Here is a 16011-nt window from a genome sequence, read left to right on the forward strand (position 1 = left end):
GTCTCGCGCCTGTGCGAGCACGAAGGCATCTATTTCTTCTTCCGGCATGAAGCCGAGCAGCACGTGCTGGTCTTCGCCGACGACATCGCCAGTTCGCATGGCCCCCTTCAAGGGCATCAAAGGCGCCAACGTATACAAAGAGAAGGTCTTGGAGATCGGTTTGGACACGTTGAATGTCGCGCAGCTGAGGAATCTGCAAAAAATGGCATTCAAGTTCTTGCTGCCCGCGGCGATGGGCTCTGTTTGGTTTGATGGCGTCGATGCACGAATTTCTGATCGACGGGGACAGGGAGGGTTAAGAAATGCGCAGATTGCGAGCGTCTTGGGAACGGCATTCACTATTGCGAGCACCGCAGTGGTTGCCTTTGATATCTCGATCATGGGGCTGGCGGCGGCAAGTCTCGGAGCAGTGCTAGGTCTGATTGGTGCTGCGTTGGTTGTCGCTTCTGTCGTTGCAATTTCTCTTCTCAAGGAAGATGAATGGGTCAACTGGTTGACGGATTGCCCATTGAACAAGAAGAAAATCCCGATTCACACCAATCTACAAGAAACACTACAGAAACTCTCCAACGTGCAAGCTGAATTGCAATCGGTCCACTAGGAATTCCAGGATGTTCCCAAATGAGCATGTCTATCAGCGTGCGCGCCAACGCTCAATCGATGAGGGCCGCAGGTGCGTGCAGGCCGACGGTAGCAAGAGACTGTTGAAGCCCGTTGAGCGTGTCGAACGCAGTGGTGCGACCCTACCAGCAGGACGAAGCATCTATGCGCAGAACGAAACTTACCTAGAGTTGTGCAACTCAGGGTGGGAGCGGCAATGGAAAGCAGGCATCGGAACGGTATTTGTTCTGCTCCCGTGCCTGTTGATTTTCTGGGGGTTCTATGGCTTTTCCCTTCATCCCATCGCTTTTGATCATGTGCTGCTGTTTTGGGGTGCCAGCGAAAATACGGCCACTTCAGCCGACCTATGGTTCGGCTGGCTGCTGCTTTTCCCCTTGTCCCTCGGCTGCTGCATCCTGTTGTGGCTGTGGTTCGACGTCATGGGCGTGCGCACGTGCTTCTTCACCTATGCACGAGGCCGCATTCGCTTCAATCGAGTGACGCGCAAGGTCTATCTGCTGAGGCCACGAGGTTGTGGTGGCAACGCCGTGTTCGACTGGGACCGCCTGCGCGCCATCGTCGACATGGACGGCTATGACCTGCTGGCCAGAAAGAATGGTGCGCCCAGCAAGGCTGCTTACTACTCGCTCATCCTCTACCACCCACCGCTTGATGCAGCCGACCCGCTTGCCAAGGGCGAAGACGCCATCTTCGTTGGCCCGACATTGCCCATGCAGCAGGACGCGACCCCGTTATGGGAGTACATCCGCCGCTACATGGAATGCGGTCCTGGCCAGGAAGGCATCCCCGAACGAATAGAGCAGCAACACACTACCTATTGCGGCAAGCCCAGTCCCAGCCAGTACAGACTGGAACAACGTCCCGGGGTGATGGAAACCATGTATCACATGCTCAGTCAGGTGACCTGCTCGTGGCCCAGATTTCCGAAGGAATGGGAAAGCGACAGTGGAATGGGAGAACCTGAAGAGAAGCCCGTGCAAACGGGCGCCGTGATGACGGCGCTCGTCCATCGAGCACAAGGCAAGTTGAGCAAAGCCGATGAGATCGAGTTCTTGCAGCGATGGGGAGCAGCCGAAGCGGTACAGGAAGCAATGCCAAACAGGAAGTGAAGCAACTGCGAGCAGTTGCACATAGGCACGTCCTCGGTGCGAATCACCCTCGCTTGCTCACCACATGCTCCCGCCGAAAGTTGCGCGGCGTACTCCCCACCCACTGACGAAAGCGCCGGTTGAAATACGCCTCGTCGGTAAACCCGCACTGGTGCGCAATCTCCCGCACCAGCAGCGAGGTGGAGGACAGCAATTCTTTCGCCCGCTCGATGCGCCGCTCGGTAACCAGGTCGGTGAATGTGCGATCGGTTTCCTTGCGCAGCAGGTTGGCGAGGTAGTTGGGCGAGAGAAACGCAGCGGCCGCGGCATCGGTCAGCGACAGTGGCTTGTCGAGGTTGTCGCGCACGTAGCGCACCACGCGTTGCAACGCGTCCCGCTGCGAGGTTTTCCCGTTGTGCTGCAGCGAAAGGCGCATCAGCGCCTGCTCCTGCCGCATGCAGGCCAGGGCGATGATCTGCTGCACGATGCCACGCATCGCGATCTTGGCACCGAAGCTGCGGCCCGCGTTCAGCGCGTGCAGCTCGTCGAGCCAGCCGCGCACGCGGGCGAAGTCGGCCTCGTCGAAGGCGAAGTCGACGTACTCCTGGAACAGGAAGGGCGCGAGGTCGGGGTAGCGCGCGAGCGACACGTCGTCGAGGTCGAGCGCGTCGACCTCGAGTTCGGGCCACAGGAAGCGCTGGTCGAAGTTGACGATGCAGTACAGCGCATCGGGCGGATGCGGAATCACGTGCACCCGGTACGGCAGCACGAAGCTCAGGTGGCGCGGGCCGAAGGGGCGCACCTCGCCGCCGATGGCCTGCTGCGAGCTGCCCTCGATGCCGATCTGGATCTGGAAGTACGCGTGCCGGTGCGGCAGCGTGAGCTCGTTGCGCGCACCCTGGAAGCGGATGTCGAAGTCGAGGTGGTCGGCACGCTCGTGCATGCCGTAGGTGCGGACGGACGTGGGGGGAGGAGAGGTGCGCATCGGAGAACGGGCGGGTCGGCAGGCGTCTGCCCGCGAGGGTACGCCAACTCGCGGCCCGGAAGGCCGGCCCGGCTCGATGCGCGGGCCGTCCTCAAGCTCAGACGACCGCGACTTCCAGCGCGCCCACGCCCGCCACCGTGCCGCGCATGCGGTCGCCCCGCTGCACGGCGGCGACGCCGGCCGGGGTGCCCGTGAAGATCAGGTCTCCGGGCTGCAGCGTGAACAGTGTCGACAGGTAGGCGATGGTGTCGGGCACGTTCCAGATCATGTCGGCAAGGTCGCCGGCCTGGCGTTGCGTGCCGTTGACTTCGAGGCGGATCTCGCCCGTCGCGGGGTGGCCGGCATTGGCCACGGGCACGAGTTCGCCGCAGGGCGCGGAGCCGTCGAAGGCCTTGCCGGTGTCCCAGGGGCGGCCCATTTTCTTGGCCTCGCCCTGCAGGTCGCGGCGGGTCATGTCGAGGCCGACGGCGTAGCCATATACATGGCCGAGTGCGGCCGAGGCGGCGATGTTCGACCCGCCGGTCTTGAGCGCGACCACGAGTTCGATCTCGTGGTGCACGTCGTTGGACAGCGGCGGATAGGCGAACTCGCCGCCGTCGGCCACGATGGCGCTGGCCGGCTTCATGAAAAAGAACGGCGGTTCGCGGTCGGGGTTGTGGCCCATCTCGCGGGCGTGCTCGGAGTAGTTGCGGCCCACGCAGAAGATGCGGTTGACCGGGAAGCGCGCGCGTTCGCCCTGGATGGGCAGCGAATGAACGGGCGCGGGGGGAATGGCGTAAAGAGTGTCGGTAGTCATTCGACGACTCTAGCCATCACCGCCCTGCGCCTTGGGGACGTATCTATGCGAGTCTTGGACTCAGCTACGGTTTCATCTCGGTTTTTTCCGGGGTGCGTGCACAGGCCACCGGGTGCTCCCCGCAGCGAAATAAAGGAGGAGGCCGCAGGCCGGGGGACACTCGCGGAGCAAGGTGCCCCGTCGGCGGGACCGCGCCCTGAACAGCTACTGCACGAATTGCTACCCAGCCGCACCGAACCCCGTATCGAAGGTCCCCTTCACGTCGAGCGGCTGCTTGATAAGCCCGACCTGCCAGTAAATGTCCGCCGTGCCCTGCTGGTCGGCGATGACCTGCGCGTCGATGGCCACCCACTTCTGCTGGCGGCGTTCGAACTGCAGCTTCGCCGCCTCGGGCGGAATGCCGATGATGCGCGCCAGCGCGGCCGAGTAGGCGTCGACGTTGCGGTACGACCAGAGCTGCGCCTTCACCACGCGCTGCAGAAAGTCCTGCAGCACGGGCCGCTTCGACGCGATGGCGCTGTCGGTGGCCGCGAGATAGCTGAGCCCCGGCAGCAGGCCGCGCCCGCTGACGAGCACGCGCGCATGATGGCTGACCTCGGCCAATGCGGTGTACGGCTCCCACGTGGCCCAGGCGTCGACCGAGCCCTGCGTCAGTGCGAGCTTGGCGTCGGCGGGCGCGAGGAACCGGATGTTCACGTCCTCGGGCTTGAGGCCGGCCGAGGTGATGGCCTTCAGCGTGACGTAGTGGCCGATGGAGCCGCGGTTCGTCGCGATGCTCTTGCCCTTGAGGTCGGCGGCGGTCTTCAGCGGTGAGTCGGGCCGCACCAGCACGGCCGTGCCGTAGGAGTCGGAGCGGTTCGCGCCTATGGCCTTGACGCGCGTGCCCGCCGCCAGCGCGAAGATCAGCGGCGCGTCGCCGATGGGGCCCGAATCGACCGCAGCGGCATTGAGTGCTTCGGCCAACGGCGCCGCGGCCGGGAACTCCGACCACTGGATGTCGTAACCGAGGCCTTCGAGCCCGCCCGCCGCTTCGAGCAGTGCGCGCAGGCCGCCCTTCTGGTCGCCGGCCTTGAGCACCGGACGACCCTGTGCGGCAACCGCTCCCGGCAGAGCGACAGCGGCGGCAATCGATGCCCCCTGGACGAGAAACCGGCGGCGGGAACCGCGGACAATGGATGTGCTGAAGTTCATGGCATTGCCCGTCGTCACAGCAGGAGTTCGGGCTCGGCTTCGAGCAGGCCTTCGTAAAGGCTGTCGAAGGAATGGATCGCACCGTCGGGTCCGCCGATCTGGCTGTGCGTGTGGCGCGCGGTTTCTTCGTCGATGGGCTGCGGCTTGCCGGCGGCTTCGGCGAGCAGTTGCGTGTGGCAGGCGTTGTCGAGCGCGATGTACCACCACGCAGCGGCTTCCACCGTAGGCCCGGCCGTCAGGATGCCGTGGTTCCTGAGGATGGCCCCCTTGCGGTCGCCCAGCGCCTGGGCGATGCGGTCGCCCTCGCTGGTGTCGACCACCATGCCGGTGAAATCGTCGAACAGCGCCACGTCATCGTGGAACACGCAGCTGTCCTGCGTGAGGGTGTCGAGCTTGCGGCCCAGCGTGGACCAGGCCTTGCCGTAGGTCGAATGCGTGTGGGCAGCCGCAACGATCTTCGGGTTGTGCTCGTGGATCGCGGCGTGGATGGCAAAGGCGGCCTTGTTGAGCGGCCTGTCGCCAATGACGGTCTCGCCCTTCGAATTGACGAGCAGCAGGTCGGACACCTTGATGCGCGAGAAATGAACGCCGAGCGGGTTGACCCAGAAGTGGTCGCTCAGCTCGGGGTCGCGCGCGGTGATGTGGCCGGCCAGGCCCTGCGCAAAGCCGAAGCGCGCGAACAGGCGGAAGGCGCCGGCCAGGCGCTCCTGCCGATGGCGGCGCTCGGCCTGGACGGTGGGGCGCGCAGGGATGGGGTCGAACCAGTATTTCTGCTGCGGGTTCGGGTTGAGCTTCAGCGACGCGTGGCGGTCGATGGAAAGAACGGCACTCATGGGAGATTCCTTGGTGTTCGGTTTTGCTCCTTCCCCCTCTGGGGGAAGGTTGGGATGGGGGCTCGACGGCTTCGAAGCCATGACGGTGTTGAACGCCGCTTGCCCCCACCCCTGCCCTCCCCCAGGGGGGCGGGAGAAAGAAGAGTCAGGCGGCCTTGCGGGCGGAAGCCGAGCGCTGCGCCACCAACTCCCGCGTGCGCGGAATCAGCTCGCGCCCATAGTCCAGCGCATCCTCCAGCGGATCGAAGCCGCGGATCAGGAAGGTCGTCACGCCCAGGTCGTAGTAGTCGAGCAGCGCATCAGCCACCTGCTCCGGCGTGCCGACCAGCGCGGTGCTGTTCGAGCGGCCGCCGATCTCCTGTGCCACTGCGGTCCATAGCCGCTTGTCGAGCCGCGAGCCTTTCTCGGCCGCGGCCAGCAGGCGCTTCGCGCCTTCGCTCTGCTGCGGACCGCCTCGGTTGTAGCCCTGCACCACGCGCAGGCGCTTGGTCTCCGCCAGGATGTTCTCCGCGCGCGCCCACGCGGCCTCTTCGGTCTGCGCCAGGATCGGACGGAACGACACCGAAAAGCGCACGCCGCGCCCATGCTTCGCCGCCTCGGCGCGCACGCGCGTGGTGAGCTCGCGCGCCTGGTCGAGCGACTCGCCCCACAGCGCGTACACGTCGGCGTACTTGCCCGCGACCGGAATCGCGGCCTCGGAAGCCCCGCCGAAATACACCGGCACATGCGGCTTGCCGCTGCGCGTCTGCACCGGCTTGACTTCGGAGAAGGCGTTCTGGAAGCGGTAGTGCGCGCCCTCGTGATCGAAGGGCTTGTCGGCCGTCCATACCTTGTGCAGCACCTCGAGGTATTCGTCGGTGCGGGCGTAGCGCTGGTCGTGATCGAGCCAGTCGCCGTCGCGGCGCTGTTCCTCATCGGAGCCGCCCGAGATGTAGTGCACGCCAAGCCGGCCGCCGCTGAACTGGTCGAGCGAGGCAAACTGCCGCGCGGCCAGCGTGGGCGCGACGAAGCCGGGGCGGTGCGCGAGCATGAAGTGGATGCGCTCCGTGACCGAGGCGGCGTAAGCCACCGTGAGCGTGGCGTCGGGGCTGGTCGAGTGGTGCGGCACGAGCACGCGGTCGAAGCCGGCCTTCTCGTGGGCCTGCGCGAAGGCGCGCACGTAGTCGCGGTCGAGCGACGGTCCGTTGGCGGCGTGGATCTCCGAGACCTTCTGTCCCTGGATCATGCCGATGAATTCGACGCCGTCCTGGTGTTGCTGGCTCATGGTTCTTGTCCTCGTGAATGGAAAGTGGATGTCAGGCGGCGGGCAGGCGCAGCACGTTCTCGAAGCTGCGGTCCCACAGCGGTCTGACGTCGGCCGGACCGTCGAGCACGCCGATCTTCAGGAAGGTGTCGGCCACGTCCTGGTGGCTGCGCACGACCGCATCGCTGACGGGGCCGAGGCTGTACTCACCGCTGCGGCGGTTGAAGAGCTCGACGATGTCGCCCACGGGCACGCGCGTTTCGGCCGACTGCGCGCGGGCGTAGGCCAGGAAGTTGCCGTTGATCCACGCGAACGAGCGTTGCAGTCGCTGCAGCAGGTCGCCCAGCGCGGCACGGCGCAATGCATCGTCGAGCGCGCGCGGATTGGCGTAGATGGGGAAGTTGCCCGAGAGATACCCCACGCCGGTCTTGATGACCCGCGCGCCGTACTGCGTGCGTGCCAACTGGCCGTTGTAGCCATAGATGGCCCAGGCATCGAGGTCACCGCGCGCGAAGGCCGAGAGGCCGTCCGACGGCGTGAGACTCACGGCCTGGATGTCGCTGAACGACAGGCCCGCTTCGGCCAGTTGCCTGGCGAGGTAGTAGTGCGAAGTGGTGGCGCGCACGTAGCCTACGCGCTTGCCCTTGAAGTCGGCGATGCTGCGGATGGGTGCATCCTTGCGCGCCAGCGTGGCCTGGTTGTTCAGGTCTTCGTGCGTCACGGCCACCAGCTTCACGCTGGACTTCTGCCGCGCCGCGAACACCGGCGGAATCTCGCTGCCCGAGCCCAGGTCGAGTGCATCGCCGTTGATGGCCTCGATGTGCAGCACGCCGTTGTTGAGCTCGCGCCAATCGATCTTGTAGGGCGTGTCGGCCTGGCCCGAAGCGGTGAGCAGCGGCCGCCAGAGGCCCTTGTAGGTGCCCACGCGCAGCGTGACGCCCGACAGGTCGCGCGACGGCGACGCAGCCTGGGCCAGGCCCGCTGCTCCGGCGGTTGCAGCCGTGCCCAACGCGGCGGCGGCTTGCAGCAGGCGGCGCCGGTCGAAAAGGAAGTCTGTTTTCATCCACCGAACCGTAACCAGGCGGGCAGCGGAAGCGAACGCAGAAAAACGAGTTTGCATATGCGGGATGCGTCGTTTCCCGGCGGCAGGCGGCCCGCTAACGTCTGGGCACCATGAGTGCACTCCCCTTGCGCCGCGCGCCGGCCACGCCTGAAGAACCATCGCCTCCCCCACCCGCCACCGTCGATGCCGCGGTCCTGGCGCGGCTGTCGGCGCAGTTCGCCGCCACCGCGGCCGACCATGATCGCAGTGGCGCCTTTCCGCGCGAGAACTGCGCGGCGCTGCAGGCGCAGGGGCTCATCGGGCTCGTCGCCCCCGCCGAACACGGCGGCGGTGGCGCCACGCTGGCAACGGCACGGCGGGTGATCGCGGCCGTGGCGCGCGGCGAGCCAGCCACGGCGCTGATCCTCACGATGACCTATCTGCAGCACCACGCGCTGACGCGCACCGACAGCCGTTGGCCGCCGCAGCTGCGCGAACGCGTGGCGCGCGATGCGGTGGCGCACGGCGCGCTGATCAATGCGCTGCGGGTTGAGCCCGTACTGGGTTCGCCCGCCCGCGGCGGCTTGCCGGCCACGGTCGCGCGGCGCGAGGGCAGCGGCTGGAAAATCGATGGCCACAAGCTCTATACGACAGGCATCGAGGGCCTGAGCTGGCTCGCGGTGTGGGCCCGCACCGACGAGGCCACGCCGCGCACCGGCGTGTTCCTGGTGCCGCGCGAAGCACCCGGCGTGCGCGTGATTCCCAGCTGGGACCACCTGGGCCTGCGCGCCTCGGGCAGCCACGAGGTGGTGTTCGAGAACGTCGCCATCGGCCTCGACCATGCAGCAGACCTGCGCGCGCCGGCCGACTGGGCGCCTGACGCGGGCAGCCAGACCGACATCGACGCCCATGCCACGCAACAGGCATGGATGACGGTGCTGCTCGGCAGCCTCTACGACGCGGTAGCGACAGCCGCGCGCGACTGGCTGGTGGGCTTCCTGAACCAGCGCGCGCCCGGCAGCCTCGGCGCGCCGCTGGCGAGCCTGCCGCACGTGCAGGAGCACGTGGGCGAAATCGAGGCGCTGCTGCGAACCAACCGCGTGCTGCTCGACGACGCGGCCGCCGCTGTCGATCATGGCCATCCACCGCCGGCCGCCGACAGCGGCCTGCTCAAGTACACGGTGACGGGCAACGCGGTCCGCGCGGTCGAGCTGGCCCTGCAGCTCAGCGGCAACCACGGCCTCACGCGGCAGAACCCGCTGGAGCGGCACTACCGCGACGTGCTGTGCAGCCGCATCCACACGCCGCAGAACGACGCAATCCTGGTCGCGGCGGGCAAGCGTGCGCTGCTGTCGCCGGGAGTCGCCGCATGACATCCCTGCCCTTCCCGAAAGCTTCGCGCCGCGATTGGTTCAAGCAAGGCGCCGCCCTCTCATTGGCTGCAGCCGGTTCGCTGCGCGCCCTCGCACAACCACAGACCACGCTGGTGCTCGGCGACCAGGCCGGCGGCCTGCGCTCGCTGTTCGAGGCCTCGCGCACGCTCGAAGGCGCACCCTTCGCCTACCGCTGGGCCAACTTCCAGGGCGCGGCGCCGCTGTTCGAGGCGCAGCGCAGCGCGGCGGTCGACACGGCCATGGCCGGCGACCTGCCCGTGCTGGCCGCGGCCGTCGGAAAGACGCCGCTGAAGATCGTCGCCACGCGCGTCGGCAAGGCCGACTCGCTGGGCATCGTGGTGCAGCCTGATTCGCCGCTGCGCAGCGTGGCCGACTTGCGCGGCAAGACGGTGATCGTCTCCTCGGCGCGCGGCAGCATCTCGCAGTACCAGCTGTACGGTGCGCTCGAAGAAGCCGGCGTGCCGCGCAGCGAGGTGACGGTGAAGTTCGTGCTGCCGACCGATGCGGCATCCGCCTTCGCGTCGAAGCAGATCGATGCGTGGGCCATCTTCGATCCGTACTACACGATCGCCTTGCAGCCGGGCGGGCGCATCCTGCGCGACGGGCGCGGCATCAATACCGCCCTGGGCTTCATCACCGCGAGCGAACATTCGCTGGCAGACCCCGCCCGGCGCGCGGCCATCGTGCAGTTTCTGGACCGGCTGGCCCGCGCGGGCGACTGGGCGCTGGCCAACCCCGAGGCCTACGCGCAGGCCTACAGCCAGCTCACGCGGCTTCCGATCGAGTCCTCTCGCATCATCACGGCGCGGGCGTCCGTGGCGGGCCGGCCGGTGAGCGAGGCAGACATCGTCGCGCTACAGGCTGTGGCCGACCGCTCGGCGCGCGACGGCATCCTGCCGGTGCGCGTCGACGTTCGCGCGATCACGGACACCAGCGTCTGGAAGCGCACGGCGTGATCGCGCCGCTGCGCGAATTCGTCGGTGCCTTCGGCCGGCTGCTCGACAGCGCGCCCAACGAGCCCCGCATTCTTTCGGAAGGCGGCGCGCTGCTGCGCACGCTGGTGGCGCGCGACGACTGGCTGCCCGAGGCCTTTGCACAACCTGACCCGCTGCGCTACCGGCAATTCCTGCTGCACGCGGACAGCACCGAGCGCTTCTCGGTCGTGAGTTTCGTGTGGGGACCAGGGCAGGCCACGCCGGTGCACGACCACACGGTGTGGGGACTGATCGGCATGCTGCGCGGCGCGGAGTACAGCCAGGGCCATGTGCTCGACGCGCAGGGCCGTGCGCAGCCGCAAGGCGAAGCGGTGCGGCTCGATGCCGGTGACGTGGAAGCCGTGTCGCCCACCGTCGGCGACCTGCACCGCGTTCACAACGCGCATGCGGACCGCGTATCGATCAGCATCCACGTCTACGGCGCGAACATCGGCGCCGTGCGGCGGCATACTTACCCGGCGCAGGGCGGCCGCAACCCCTTCGTCTCCGGATACTCCAATGCGCTGCTGCCCAACCTGTGGGACCGCTGCGCCGAACTCGGATCTTCTTCGACAACCGCATGACGACTGCCTCCTTTCCCACCCTTCCCTTCGCCGCCGTGCGCGCGCGGCTCATCGCACGCGAAGAAACCGCCCTGCTCGACGTGCGCGAGGAAGATCCGTTCGCACAGGAACACCCGCTATGGGCTGCGAACCTGCCGCTCTCGCGCGTCGAGATAGAGGCCTGGCGGCGCATTCCGCGGCTCGACACGCTGATCGTGCTGTACGGCGAGCACGGCGGCGCCGACCTTGCCCCGCCGGCCGCGAACACGCTGGCCGCGCTGGGCTACACGAACGTGCACCTGCTCGAAGGCGGCCTCGAAGGCTGGCGCAAGGCGGGCGGCGAGCTGTTTCGCGACGTGAACGTGCCGAGCAAGTCATTCGGCGAGCTGGTCGAGCACGAGCGGCACACGCCCTCGCTCTCTGCGCCCGAGGTGAAAGCGCTGGTCGATGCGAAGGCCAACGTGGTGGTGCTCGACGCGCGCCGCTTCGACGAATACCGGACGATGAGCATTCCCTCGGCCACCAGCGTGCCGGGCGCGGAGCTGGTGCTGCGCGTGCGCGAGCTGGCACCCGATCCGGCCACACAGGTGATCGTGAATTGCGCGGGGCGCACGCGCAGCATCATCGGCACGCAGTCGCTGGTGAATGCGGGCATTCCGAACCCGGTGGCGGCGCTTCGCAATGGCACGATCGGATGGAAGCTCGCGGGACAGGTGCTGGACCATGGCGCGGACCGGCAGGCGCCCGTTGCGGTGTCGCCGGCGCATCGCGCGCAGGCGCAGGCCGATGCAAGGCGCGTGGCCGATCTGGCCGGCGTGCGCCGCATTGCACTCGACGCCCTGCAAACGCTCGAAGCGCCCGGACGCACCGTGTACCGCTTCGACGTGCGCACGCCTGAGGAATATGCGGCGGGCCACCTGCCCGGCTTTGCCAGCGCACCCGGCGGACAACTGGTGCAGGAAACGGATCACCAGGTGCCGGTGCGCGGCGCGCGCATCGTGCTGGCGGACGACGATGGCGTGCGCGCTTCGATGAGCGCCTCATGGCTCGCGCAGATGGGGTGGGAGGCCTACGTGCCGGAAGTGGTGCCGACGGCTGCGGCGTTCACCGAAACGGCGGCACCGGCGAGCGCCTATCCAGCTGTAGCCGCTGCCGTGGGCGAGATCGCACCGAAGGAACTCGCGGTGTTGCTGCAGCAGCAAACCGGCACGGCGGTGATCGACGTGACCACCAGCGCGAACTACGCGAAGCGCCACATTCCGGGCGCCTGGTACGCGATCCGCGCACAACTCGCGCAGGCGCTCGACGCCGTCATTCCACCCGCCCAGCGCTACGTGCTGACCTGCGGCAGCAGCCTGCTCGCCCGCTATGCCGCAGCCGACCTGCGCGCCCTGCTCGACGCGCGCGGCGAGGGCGACGTCGAGGTGCGTGTGTTGGAGGGTGGCAACGCGGCCTGGTTCGCAGCAGGCCTCGAAGCGGAGACCGGCGAGACGCGCCTCGCGACCGCACGCACCGACCGCTACCGCCGCCCCTACGAGGGCACTGACGCCTCCGCCGAAGCGATGCAGGCCTACCTCGATTGGGAGTACGGCCTGGTCGCACAGCTGGGACGCGATGGCTCGCATCACTTCAACGTGATCTGACGCGCGAAAGAAAGCATTTTGAAAGGATTTCGACACGCCGGTGACACTGTGTCGCCAGGGTAAAGGCCGTCATCCGGCTAAGCGGCAAGGCGTTGGAGATTCATATCGACAACAACTCGTCCCAGGAGCTTTGCCATGAGATTTCCTGTTCTTGCCCTGTCCGCTGCCGCGCTGGCAGCCACCCTGACCGGCTGCGTGGTTGCGCCGGCTCAACCCGTCTATGCGGCGCCTCCGGGCGTGGCCTACGTCGCTCCGACGTACGTGTCGCCCGGCGTCGGGTTCACATGGGCCTACCACCCGCGCTACGGCTGGGGCTGGCGCCACCCGCAATACGGCTGGCACCGCGGATGGCGCTGAGCTGCGGCGGCTGACGCCGCTGCGCAGCCAGGCCAGCTAGCTCGGCTCGGCGCTCTTGAACAGCGCCGCGACCTTGCGCTTGGACTTGATGTTGCTGGAGATGCCGCGCGCGGGCGTGGCTGCCTTGGCGGCAGCTTCCCAGGCGGGCGTGGCGTCCGGCTCGCCGGGCTCGTAGGGCTTGTCGAAGAACGGATCGCGCGGCGCCGACGGCGCGCGGTGCGGGCGTCCACCGCCGCGGCGGGCTTCGGCTTCGCGGCGTTCGCGCGGCTGGTCGAGCACATCTCGTGCGTCGCCGGCTTCGCCTTCTTCGCGCCAGTGGCGGCGTCCGTCGTTGATGCGGCCGCGCGGGCGGTCTTCCTCGAATTCGACCGGCTCGAGTTCGATCTTCTTCTTGATCAGTTTCTCGATGTCGGCCACCAGGCGCGCATCGTTGCCACCGCTGGCAAAGCTCACGGCGAGGCCCGAAGCGCCGGCACGGCCGGTGCGGCCGATGCGGTGCACGTAGTCTTCGGCGTTGAACGGCACGTCGAAGTTGAAGACCGCCGGCACGTCCTTGATGTCGAGGCCGCGCGCCGCGACGTCGGTGCACACCAGCAGATCGACTTCGCCGGCCTTGAACGCGGCGAGGGCCTTCAGGCGTTCGTCCTGGCTCTTGTCGCCGTGCAGTGCGGTGGTGCGCAGGCCATCGCGCTCCAGCGAGCGTGCGAGGCGCGCGCAGCCGAGCTTGCTGTTGACGAACACGAAGGCCTGCGTGATGCCGCGCTGCTTCACGATCTGCTTGAGCGCACGGCGCTTGTCGTCGTCGCCCACGCTGTAGAAATGCTGCTCGACAGTGGAAGCCGTTTCGTTCGGCCGAGCCACTTCGATGGTGACGGGGTTCTGCAGGTAGCTGCTGGCGAGGCGCTTGATTTCAGGCGAGAACGTCGCCGAGAACAGCAGTGTGGTGCGCTGCTTGGGCAGGTAGCTCAGGATGCGCTGCAGGTCGGGCAGGAAGCCGATGTCGAGCATGCGGTCGGCTTCGTCGAGCACGACGTATTCGACCTGGTTGAGCACCGCGTTCTTGGCTTCGATGTGATCGAGCAGCCGGCCCGGCGTGGCCACCAGCACTTCGACGCCCTTCTTCAGTTCCAGCGTCTGCGGCTTCATGTCGATGCCGCCGAACACGACCGTGCTGCGCAGGTTGGTGTACTTGGCGTACAGCTTGACCTGTTGCGCGACCTGGTCCGCCAGCTCGCGCGTGGGCAGCAGCACGAGGGCCCGGACCGGGTGCCGCGCCGGAGAGGTCGAGGCGTTTTCATGCTTGAGCATGCGCTGCAGCAGCGGGAGCGAAAACGCCGCCGTCTTGCCGGTGCCTGTCTGGGCGGCGCCCATCACATCCTGGCCCGAGAGCACGACCGGAATGGCCTGCTCCTGGATCGGTGTCATGGTCTCGTAGCCCATTTCGGCCACGGCGCGCGCCAGCGGTTCCGCCAGCATCAAATTGGAGAAGGAGCTTGTCATTGAGCCCGCTATTGTCGCATTGCCGCAAAAAACGGCAGTGACTTCGGCATGACAACGCCCGCGCCCATGGAGTTGCTATTTATTCAATAGCAATCCAGCCAGCATCGACGGGGCATTCGGGGGCATGCAGCTCAAAGGCTGCGTGCATTGAAAGTGTCGCAGGCCTTGATGTCGCCGCTTTGATAGCCCGAGCCGAACCACCGTTGGCGCTGCGCGCTCGATCCGTGGGTGAAGCTGTCGGGCACCACCGCACGGCCCGCGGAACGCTGCAAAGCGTCGTCGCCGATCTTCTGCGCAGCATTCATCGCGGCCTCGATGTCGCCCGGGTCGAGCCATTTCTTCGACTCCTGCGAATGGTGGGCCCACACGCCCGCGAAGCAGTCGGCCTGCAGCTCGACGCGCACGCTCATCGCGTTGTTCTGCGTCTGGCTGAGTCGGCCGCGCATGCCGTCGACCTTGGCGGTGATGCCGAGCTCGTCCTGCACGTGATGGCCGACCTCGTGCGCAATGACGTACGCCTGCGCGAACTCGCCCGGCGCGCCGAGCTGGTTCTTCAGCGTGTCGTAGAAGCCGAGGTCGATGTAGACCTTCTGGTCGCCCGGGCAGTAGAACGGCCCCATCGCCGACTGCCCCGTGCCGCAGGCCGTGGGCGTGGCATCGCGGAACAGCACGAGGCGCGGTGCGTGGTACGTGCCGCCGTTCTGCCTGAATACGGCCGTCCACACGACCTCGGTGTTCTTGAGCACCGTCGAGACGAACGCCGCTTCGCGGTCGCCGGACGGCGGCTTGGGCGCGGGTCCCTGCTGTTGTTGCTGCACCTGGGCCGGACCGCCACCGCCGCTGAGCAGGCTCAGTACCGTGAGCGGGTTGATGCCGAAGACCCAGCCCGCGATCAGCGCGACCGCGATGGTCCCGATGCCGATGCTGCGCCCGCCGATGAAGCCGCCCCCACCGCCGCCACCTTCACCGCGGCGGTCTTCGACGTTGTCCGATTGTTCGTTGCCTTCCCATCTCATCGCAGTCTCCTTGCCGGCCATTGCAGGAGGATTTGCCGGCGTTCGCAGGATGGTACTTGTCCCGGCGACCCCCAGGGTAACCGGCCGTCAGCGGCCGGCCGGCAATACGTCAGGTTTTTGGCAGAGTGACGCCGCGCTGGCCCTGGTACTTGCCGCCACGGTCCTTGTAGCTGGTCTCGCAGACCTCGTCGCTCTCGAAGAACAGCACCTGCGCGCAGCCCTCGCCCGCGTAGATCTTGGCGGGCAGCGGCGTGGTGTTGCTGAATTCGAGCGTCACGTAGCCTTCCCATTCGGGCTCGAACGGCGTGACGTTGACGATGATCCCGCAGCGCGCGTACGTGCTTTTGCCCAGGCAGATGGTCAGCACGTTGCGCGGGATGCGGAAGTACTCGACCGTGCGCGCCAGCGCGAAGCTGTTGGGCGGGATGATGCAGTAGTCGCCGTGCATGTCGACGAAGCTCTTCTCGTCGAAGTTCTTCGGGTCTACCACGGTGCTGTGGATGTTGGTGAAGACCTTGAATTCAGGCGCGCACCGGATGTCGTAGCCATAGCTCGAGGTGCCGTAGCTGATGATCTTGTGGCCTGCGGCCTCGCGCACCTGGCCGGGCTCGAAGGGCTCGATCATGCCGTTCTGCTCGGCCATGCGCCGGATCCATTTGTCGCTCTTAATAGACATTGAAAACACCCCAGTCTTCGCGCACTTCGTGTCGCTACGCCAACCCCTCAAGGGGCAACACCAGCGGCCCGGCAAAGCCGGTTCCGCGG

16 protein-coding genes and 1 pseudogene are annotated in these 16011 nt (G+C 67.0%); 8 read left to right on the forward strand and 9 right to left on the reverse strand.

What is annotated here, in order from left to right; genetic code table 11:
• The 3 genes and pseudogenes from PMI12_RS29685 to PMI12_RS23195 form a co-directional block, all read left to right on the forward strand.
• Positions 1-114: pseudogene (locus tag PMI12_RS29685) on the forward strand (contractile injection system protein, VgrG/Pvc8 family); the annotation flags it as partial.
• Positions 98-601, forward strand: coding sequence for a hypothetical protein (locus tag PMI12_RS28955; protein WP_042674089.1), 504 nt, complete (start codon positions 98-100; stop codon positions 599-601). The pseudogene PMI12_RS29685 and the gene PMI12_RS28955, both read left to right, overlap by 17 nt.
• Positions 602-611: 10 nt before the next feature.
• Entirely contained in the window at positions 612-1730 is a 1119-nt protein-coding gene (locus PMI12_RS23195) for a DUF6708 domain-containing protein (protein ID WP_007837298.1), read from the forward strand.
• Positions 1731-1773: 43 nt separating this feature from the next.
• Here PMI12_RS23195 and PMI12_RS23200 read toward each other — a convergent pair whose 3' ends face one another.
• From PMI12_RS23200 to PMI12_RS23225, 6 genes are all read right to left on the reverse strand, one after another.
• The gene (locus tag PMI12_RS23200) at positions 1774-2694 is read right to left on the reverse strand and encodes a helix-turn-helix transcriptional regulator (protein WP_007837300.1); all 921 of its coding nucleotides are present in this window, start codon (positions 2692-2694) and stop codon (positions 1774-1776) included.
• A 97-nt stretch (positions 2695-2791) separates the two neighbouring features.
• A complete protein-coding gene (locus PMI12_RS23205) occupies positions 2792-3490 on the reverse strand; it encodes a fumarylacetoacetate hydrolase family protein (RefSeq protein WP_007837302.1) in 699 nt (232 codons plus the stop codon).
• 219 nt (positions 3491-3709) lie between these two features.
• Positions 3710-4681 carry an ABC transporter substrate-binding protein gene (locus PMI12_RS23210; RefSeq protein WP_007837305.1) on the reverse strand — a complete coding sequence of 324 codons (972 nt, stop codon included), beginning with the start codon at positions 4679-4681 and terminating at the stop codon, positions 3710-3712.
• 14 nt (positions 4682-4695) lie between these two features.
• Complete coding sequence (locus tag PMI12_RS23215; RefSeq protein WP_007837307.1) at positions 4696-5514, reverse strand: class II aldolase/adducin family protein; 819 nt, start codon at positions 5512-5514, stop codon at positions 4696-4698.
• Positions 5515-5659: 145 nt separating this feature from the next.
• Positions 5660-6778, reverse strand: coding sequence for an LLM class flavin-dependent oxidoreductase (locus PMI12_RS23220; RefSeq protein WP_007837309.1), 1119 nt, complete (start codon positions 6776-6778; stop codon positions 5660-5662).
• Between the two features lie 31 nt (positions 6779-6809).
• The gene (locus PMI12_RS23225) at positions 6810-7820 is read right to left on the reverse strand and encodes an ABC transporter substrate-binding protein (RefSeq protein WP_007837311.1); all 1011 of its coding nucleotides are present in this window, start codon (positions 7818-7820) and stop codon (positions 6810-6812) included.
• Positions 7821-7930: 110 nt separating this feature from the next.
• On the opposite strand from PMI12_RS23225, the gene PMI12_RS23230 reads away from it, so the two are divergent.
• From PMI12_RS23230 to PMI12_RS23250, 5 genes are all read left to right on the forward strand, one after another.
• A complete protein-coding gene (locus PMI12_RS23230; protein ID WP_007837312.1) occupies positions 7931-9172 on the forward strand; it encodes an acyl-CoA dehydrogenase family protein in 1242 nt (413 codons plus the stop codon).
• Positions 9169-10149 carry an ABC transporter substrate-binding protein gene (locus tag PMI12_RS23235; protein ID WP_007837313.1) on the forward strand — a complete coding sequence of 327 codons (981 nt, stop codon included), beginning with the start codon at positions 9169-9171 and terminating at the stop codon, positions 10147-10149. Before PMI12_RS23230 ends, PMI12_RS23235 begins: the two co-directional genes overlap by 4 nt.
• The gene (locus tag PMI12_RS23240) at positions 10146-10751 is read left to right on the forward strand and encodes a cysteine dioxygenase (RefSeq protein WP_007837315.1); all 606 of its coding nucleotides are present in this window, start codon (positions 10146-10148) and stop codon (positions 10749-10751) included. The genes PMI12_RS23235 and PMI12_RS23240 overlap by 4 nt, the downstream gene beginning before the upstream one ends.
• The gene (locus PMI12_RS23245) at positions 10748-12373 is read left to right on the forward strand and encodes a rhodanese-related sulfurtransferase (RefSeq protein ID WP_007837317.1); all 1626 of its coding nucleotides are present in this window, start codon (positions 10748-10750) and stop codon (positions 12371-12373) included. Before PMI12_RS23240 ends, PMI12_RS23245 begins: the two co-directional genes overlap by 4 nt.
• Before the next feature lie 135 nt (positions 12374-12508).
• On the forward strand, positions 12509-12730 hold the full coding sequence (locus tag PMI12_RS23250) for a hypothetical protein (protein WP_007837319.1): 222 nt from the start codon (positions 12509-12511) through the stop codon (positions 12728-12730).
• A gap of 36 nt (positions 12731-12766) precedes the next feature.
• On the opposite strand, the gene PMI12_RS23255 is transcribed toward PMI12_RS23250, so the two are convergent.
• The 3 genes from PMI12_RS23255 to dcd form a co-directional block, all read right to left on the reverse strand.
• A complete protein-coding gene (locus PMI12_RS23255) occupies positions 12767-14230 on the reverse strand; it encodes a DEAD/DEAH box helicase (RefSeq protein ID WP_007837321.1) in 1464 nt (487 codons plus the stop codon).
• A gap of 131 nt (positions 14231-14361) precedes the next feature.
• Positions 14362-15246 carry a KPN_02809 family neutral zinc metallopeptidase gene (gene ypfJ, locus PMI12_RS23260; RefSeq protein WP_007837323.1) on the reverse strand — a complete coding sequence of 295 codons (885 nt, stop codon included), beginning with the start codon at positions 15244-15246 and terminating at the stop codon, positions 14362-14364.
• A 109-nt stretch (positions 15247-15355) separates the two neighbouring features.
• On the reverse strand, positions 15356-15922 hold the full coding sequence (gene dcd, locus PMI12_RS23265; protein WP_015866656.1) for a dCTP deaminase: 567 nt from the start codon (positions 15920-15922) through the stop codon (positions 15356-15358).
• Between the last annotated feature and the right edge of the window lie 89 nt (positions 15923-16011).

This window comes from Variovorax sp. CF313 (genome assembly GCF_000282635.1).
GTDB lineage: Bacteria > Pseudomonadota > Gammaproteobacteria > Burkholderiales > Burkholderiaceae_C > Variovorax.

What these genes read in the sequence shown, in the direction of transcription:
- PMI12_RS23235 (WP_007837313.1), top strand. Translation starts at nt 9,169, where the DNA reads ATGACATCCCTGCCCTTCCCGAAAGCTTCGCGCCGCGATTGGTTCAAG.
- PMI12_RS23200 (WP_007837300.1), bottom strand. Translation starts at nt 2,694, where the DNA reads ATGCGCACCTCTCCTCCCCCCACGTCCGTCCGCACCTACGGCATGCAC.
- PMI12_RS23250 (WP_007837319.1), top strand. Translation starts at nt 12,509, where the DNA reads ATGAGATTTCCTGTTCTTGCCCTGTCCGCTGCCGCGCTGGCAGCCACC.
- PMI12_RS23245 (WP_007837317.1), top strand. Translation starts at nt 10,748, where the DNA reads ATGACGACTGCCTCCTTTCCCACCCTTCCCTTCGCCGCCGTGCGCGCG.
- PMI12_RS23225 (WP_007837311.1), bottom strand. Translation starts at nt 7,820, where the DNA reads ATGAAAACAGACTTCCTTTTCGACCGGCGCCGCCTGCTGCAAGCCGCC.
- PMI12_RS23205 (WP_007837302.1), bottom strand. Translation starts at nt 3,490, where the DNA reads ATGACTACCGACACTCTTTACGCCATTCCCCCCGCGCCCGTTCATTCG.
- PMI12_RS23220 (WP_007837309.1), bottom strand. Translation starts at nt 6,778, where the DNA reads ATGAGCCAGCAACACCAGGACGGCGTCGAATTCATCGGCATGATCCAG.
- PMI12_RS23215 (WP_007837307.1), bottom strand. Translation starts at nt 5,514, where the DNA reads ATGAGTGCCGTTCTTTCCATCGACCGCCACGCGTCGCTGAAGCTCAAC.
- PMI12_RS28955 (WP_042674089.1), top strand. Translation starts at nt 98, where the DNA reads ATGGCCCCCTTCAAGGGCATCAAAGGCGCCAACGTATACAAAGAGAAG.
- PMI12_RS23195 (WP_007837298.1), top strand. Translation starts at nt 612, where the DNA reads ATGTTCCCAAATGAGCATGTCTATCAGCGTGCGCGCCAACGCTCAATC.
- PMI12_RS23255 (WP_007837321.1), bottom strand. Translation starts at nt 14,230, where the DNA reads ATGACAAGCTCCTTCTCCAATTTGATGCTGGCGGAACCGCTGGCGCGC.
- PMI12_RS23230 (WP_007837312.1), top strand. Translation starts at nt 7,931, where the DNA reads ATGAGTGCACTCCCCTTGCGCCGCGCGCCGGCCACGCCTGAAGAACCA.
- PMI12_RS23210 (WP_007837305.1), bottom strand. Translation starts at nt 4,681, where the DNA reads ATGAACTTCAGCACATCCATTGTCCGCGGTTCCCGCCGCCGGTTTCTC.
- ypfJ (WP_007837323.1), bottom strand. Translation starts at nt 15,246, where the DNA reads ATGAGATGGGAAGGCAACGAACAATCGGACAACGTCGAAGACCGCCGC.
- dcd (WP_015866656.1), bottom strand. Translation starts at nt 15,922, where the DNA reads ATGTCTATTAAGAGCGACAAATGGATCCGGCGCATGGCCGAGCAGAAC.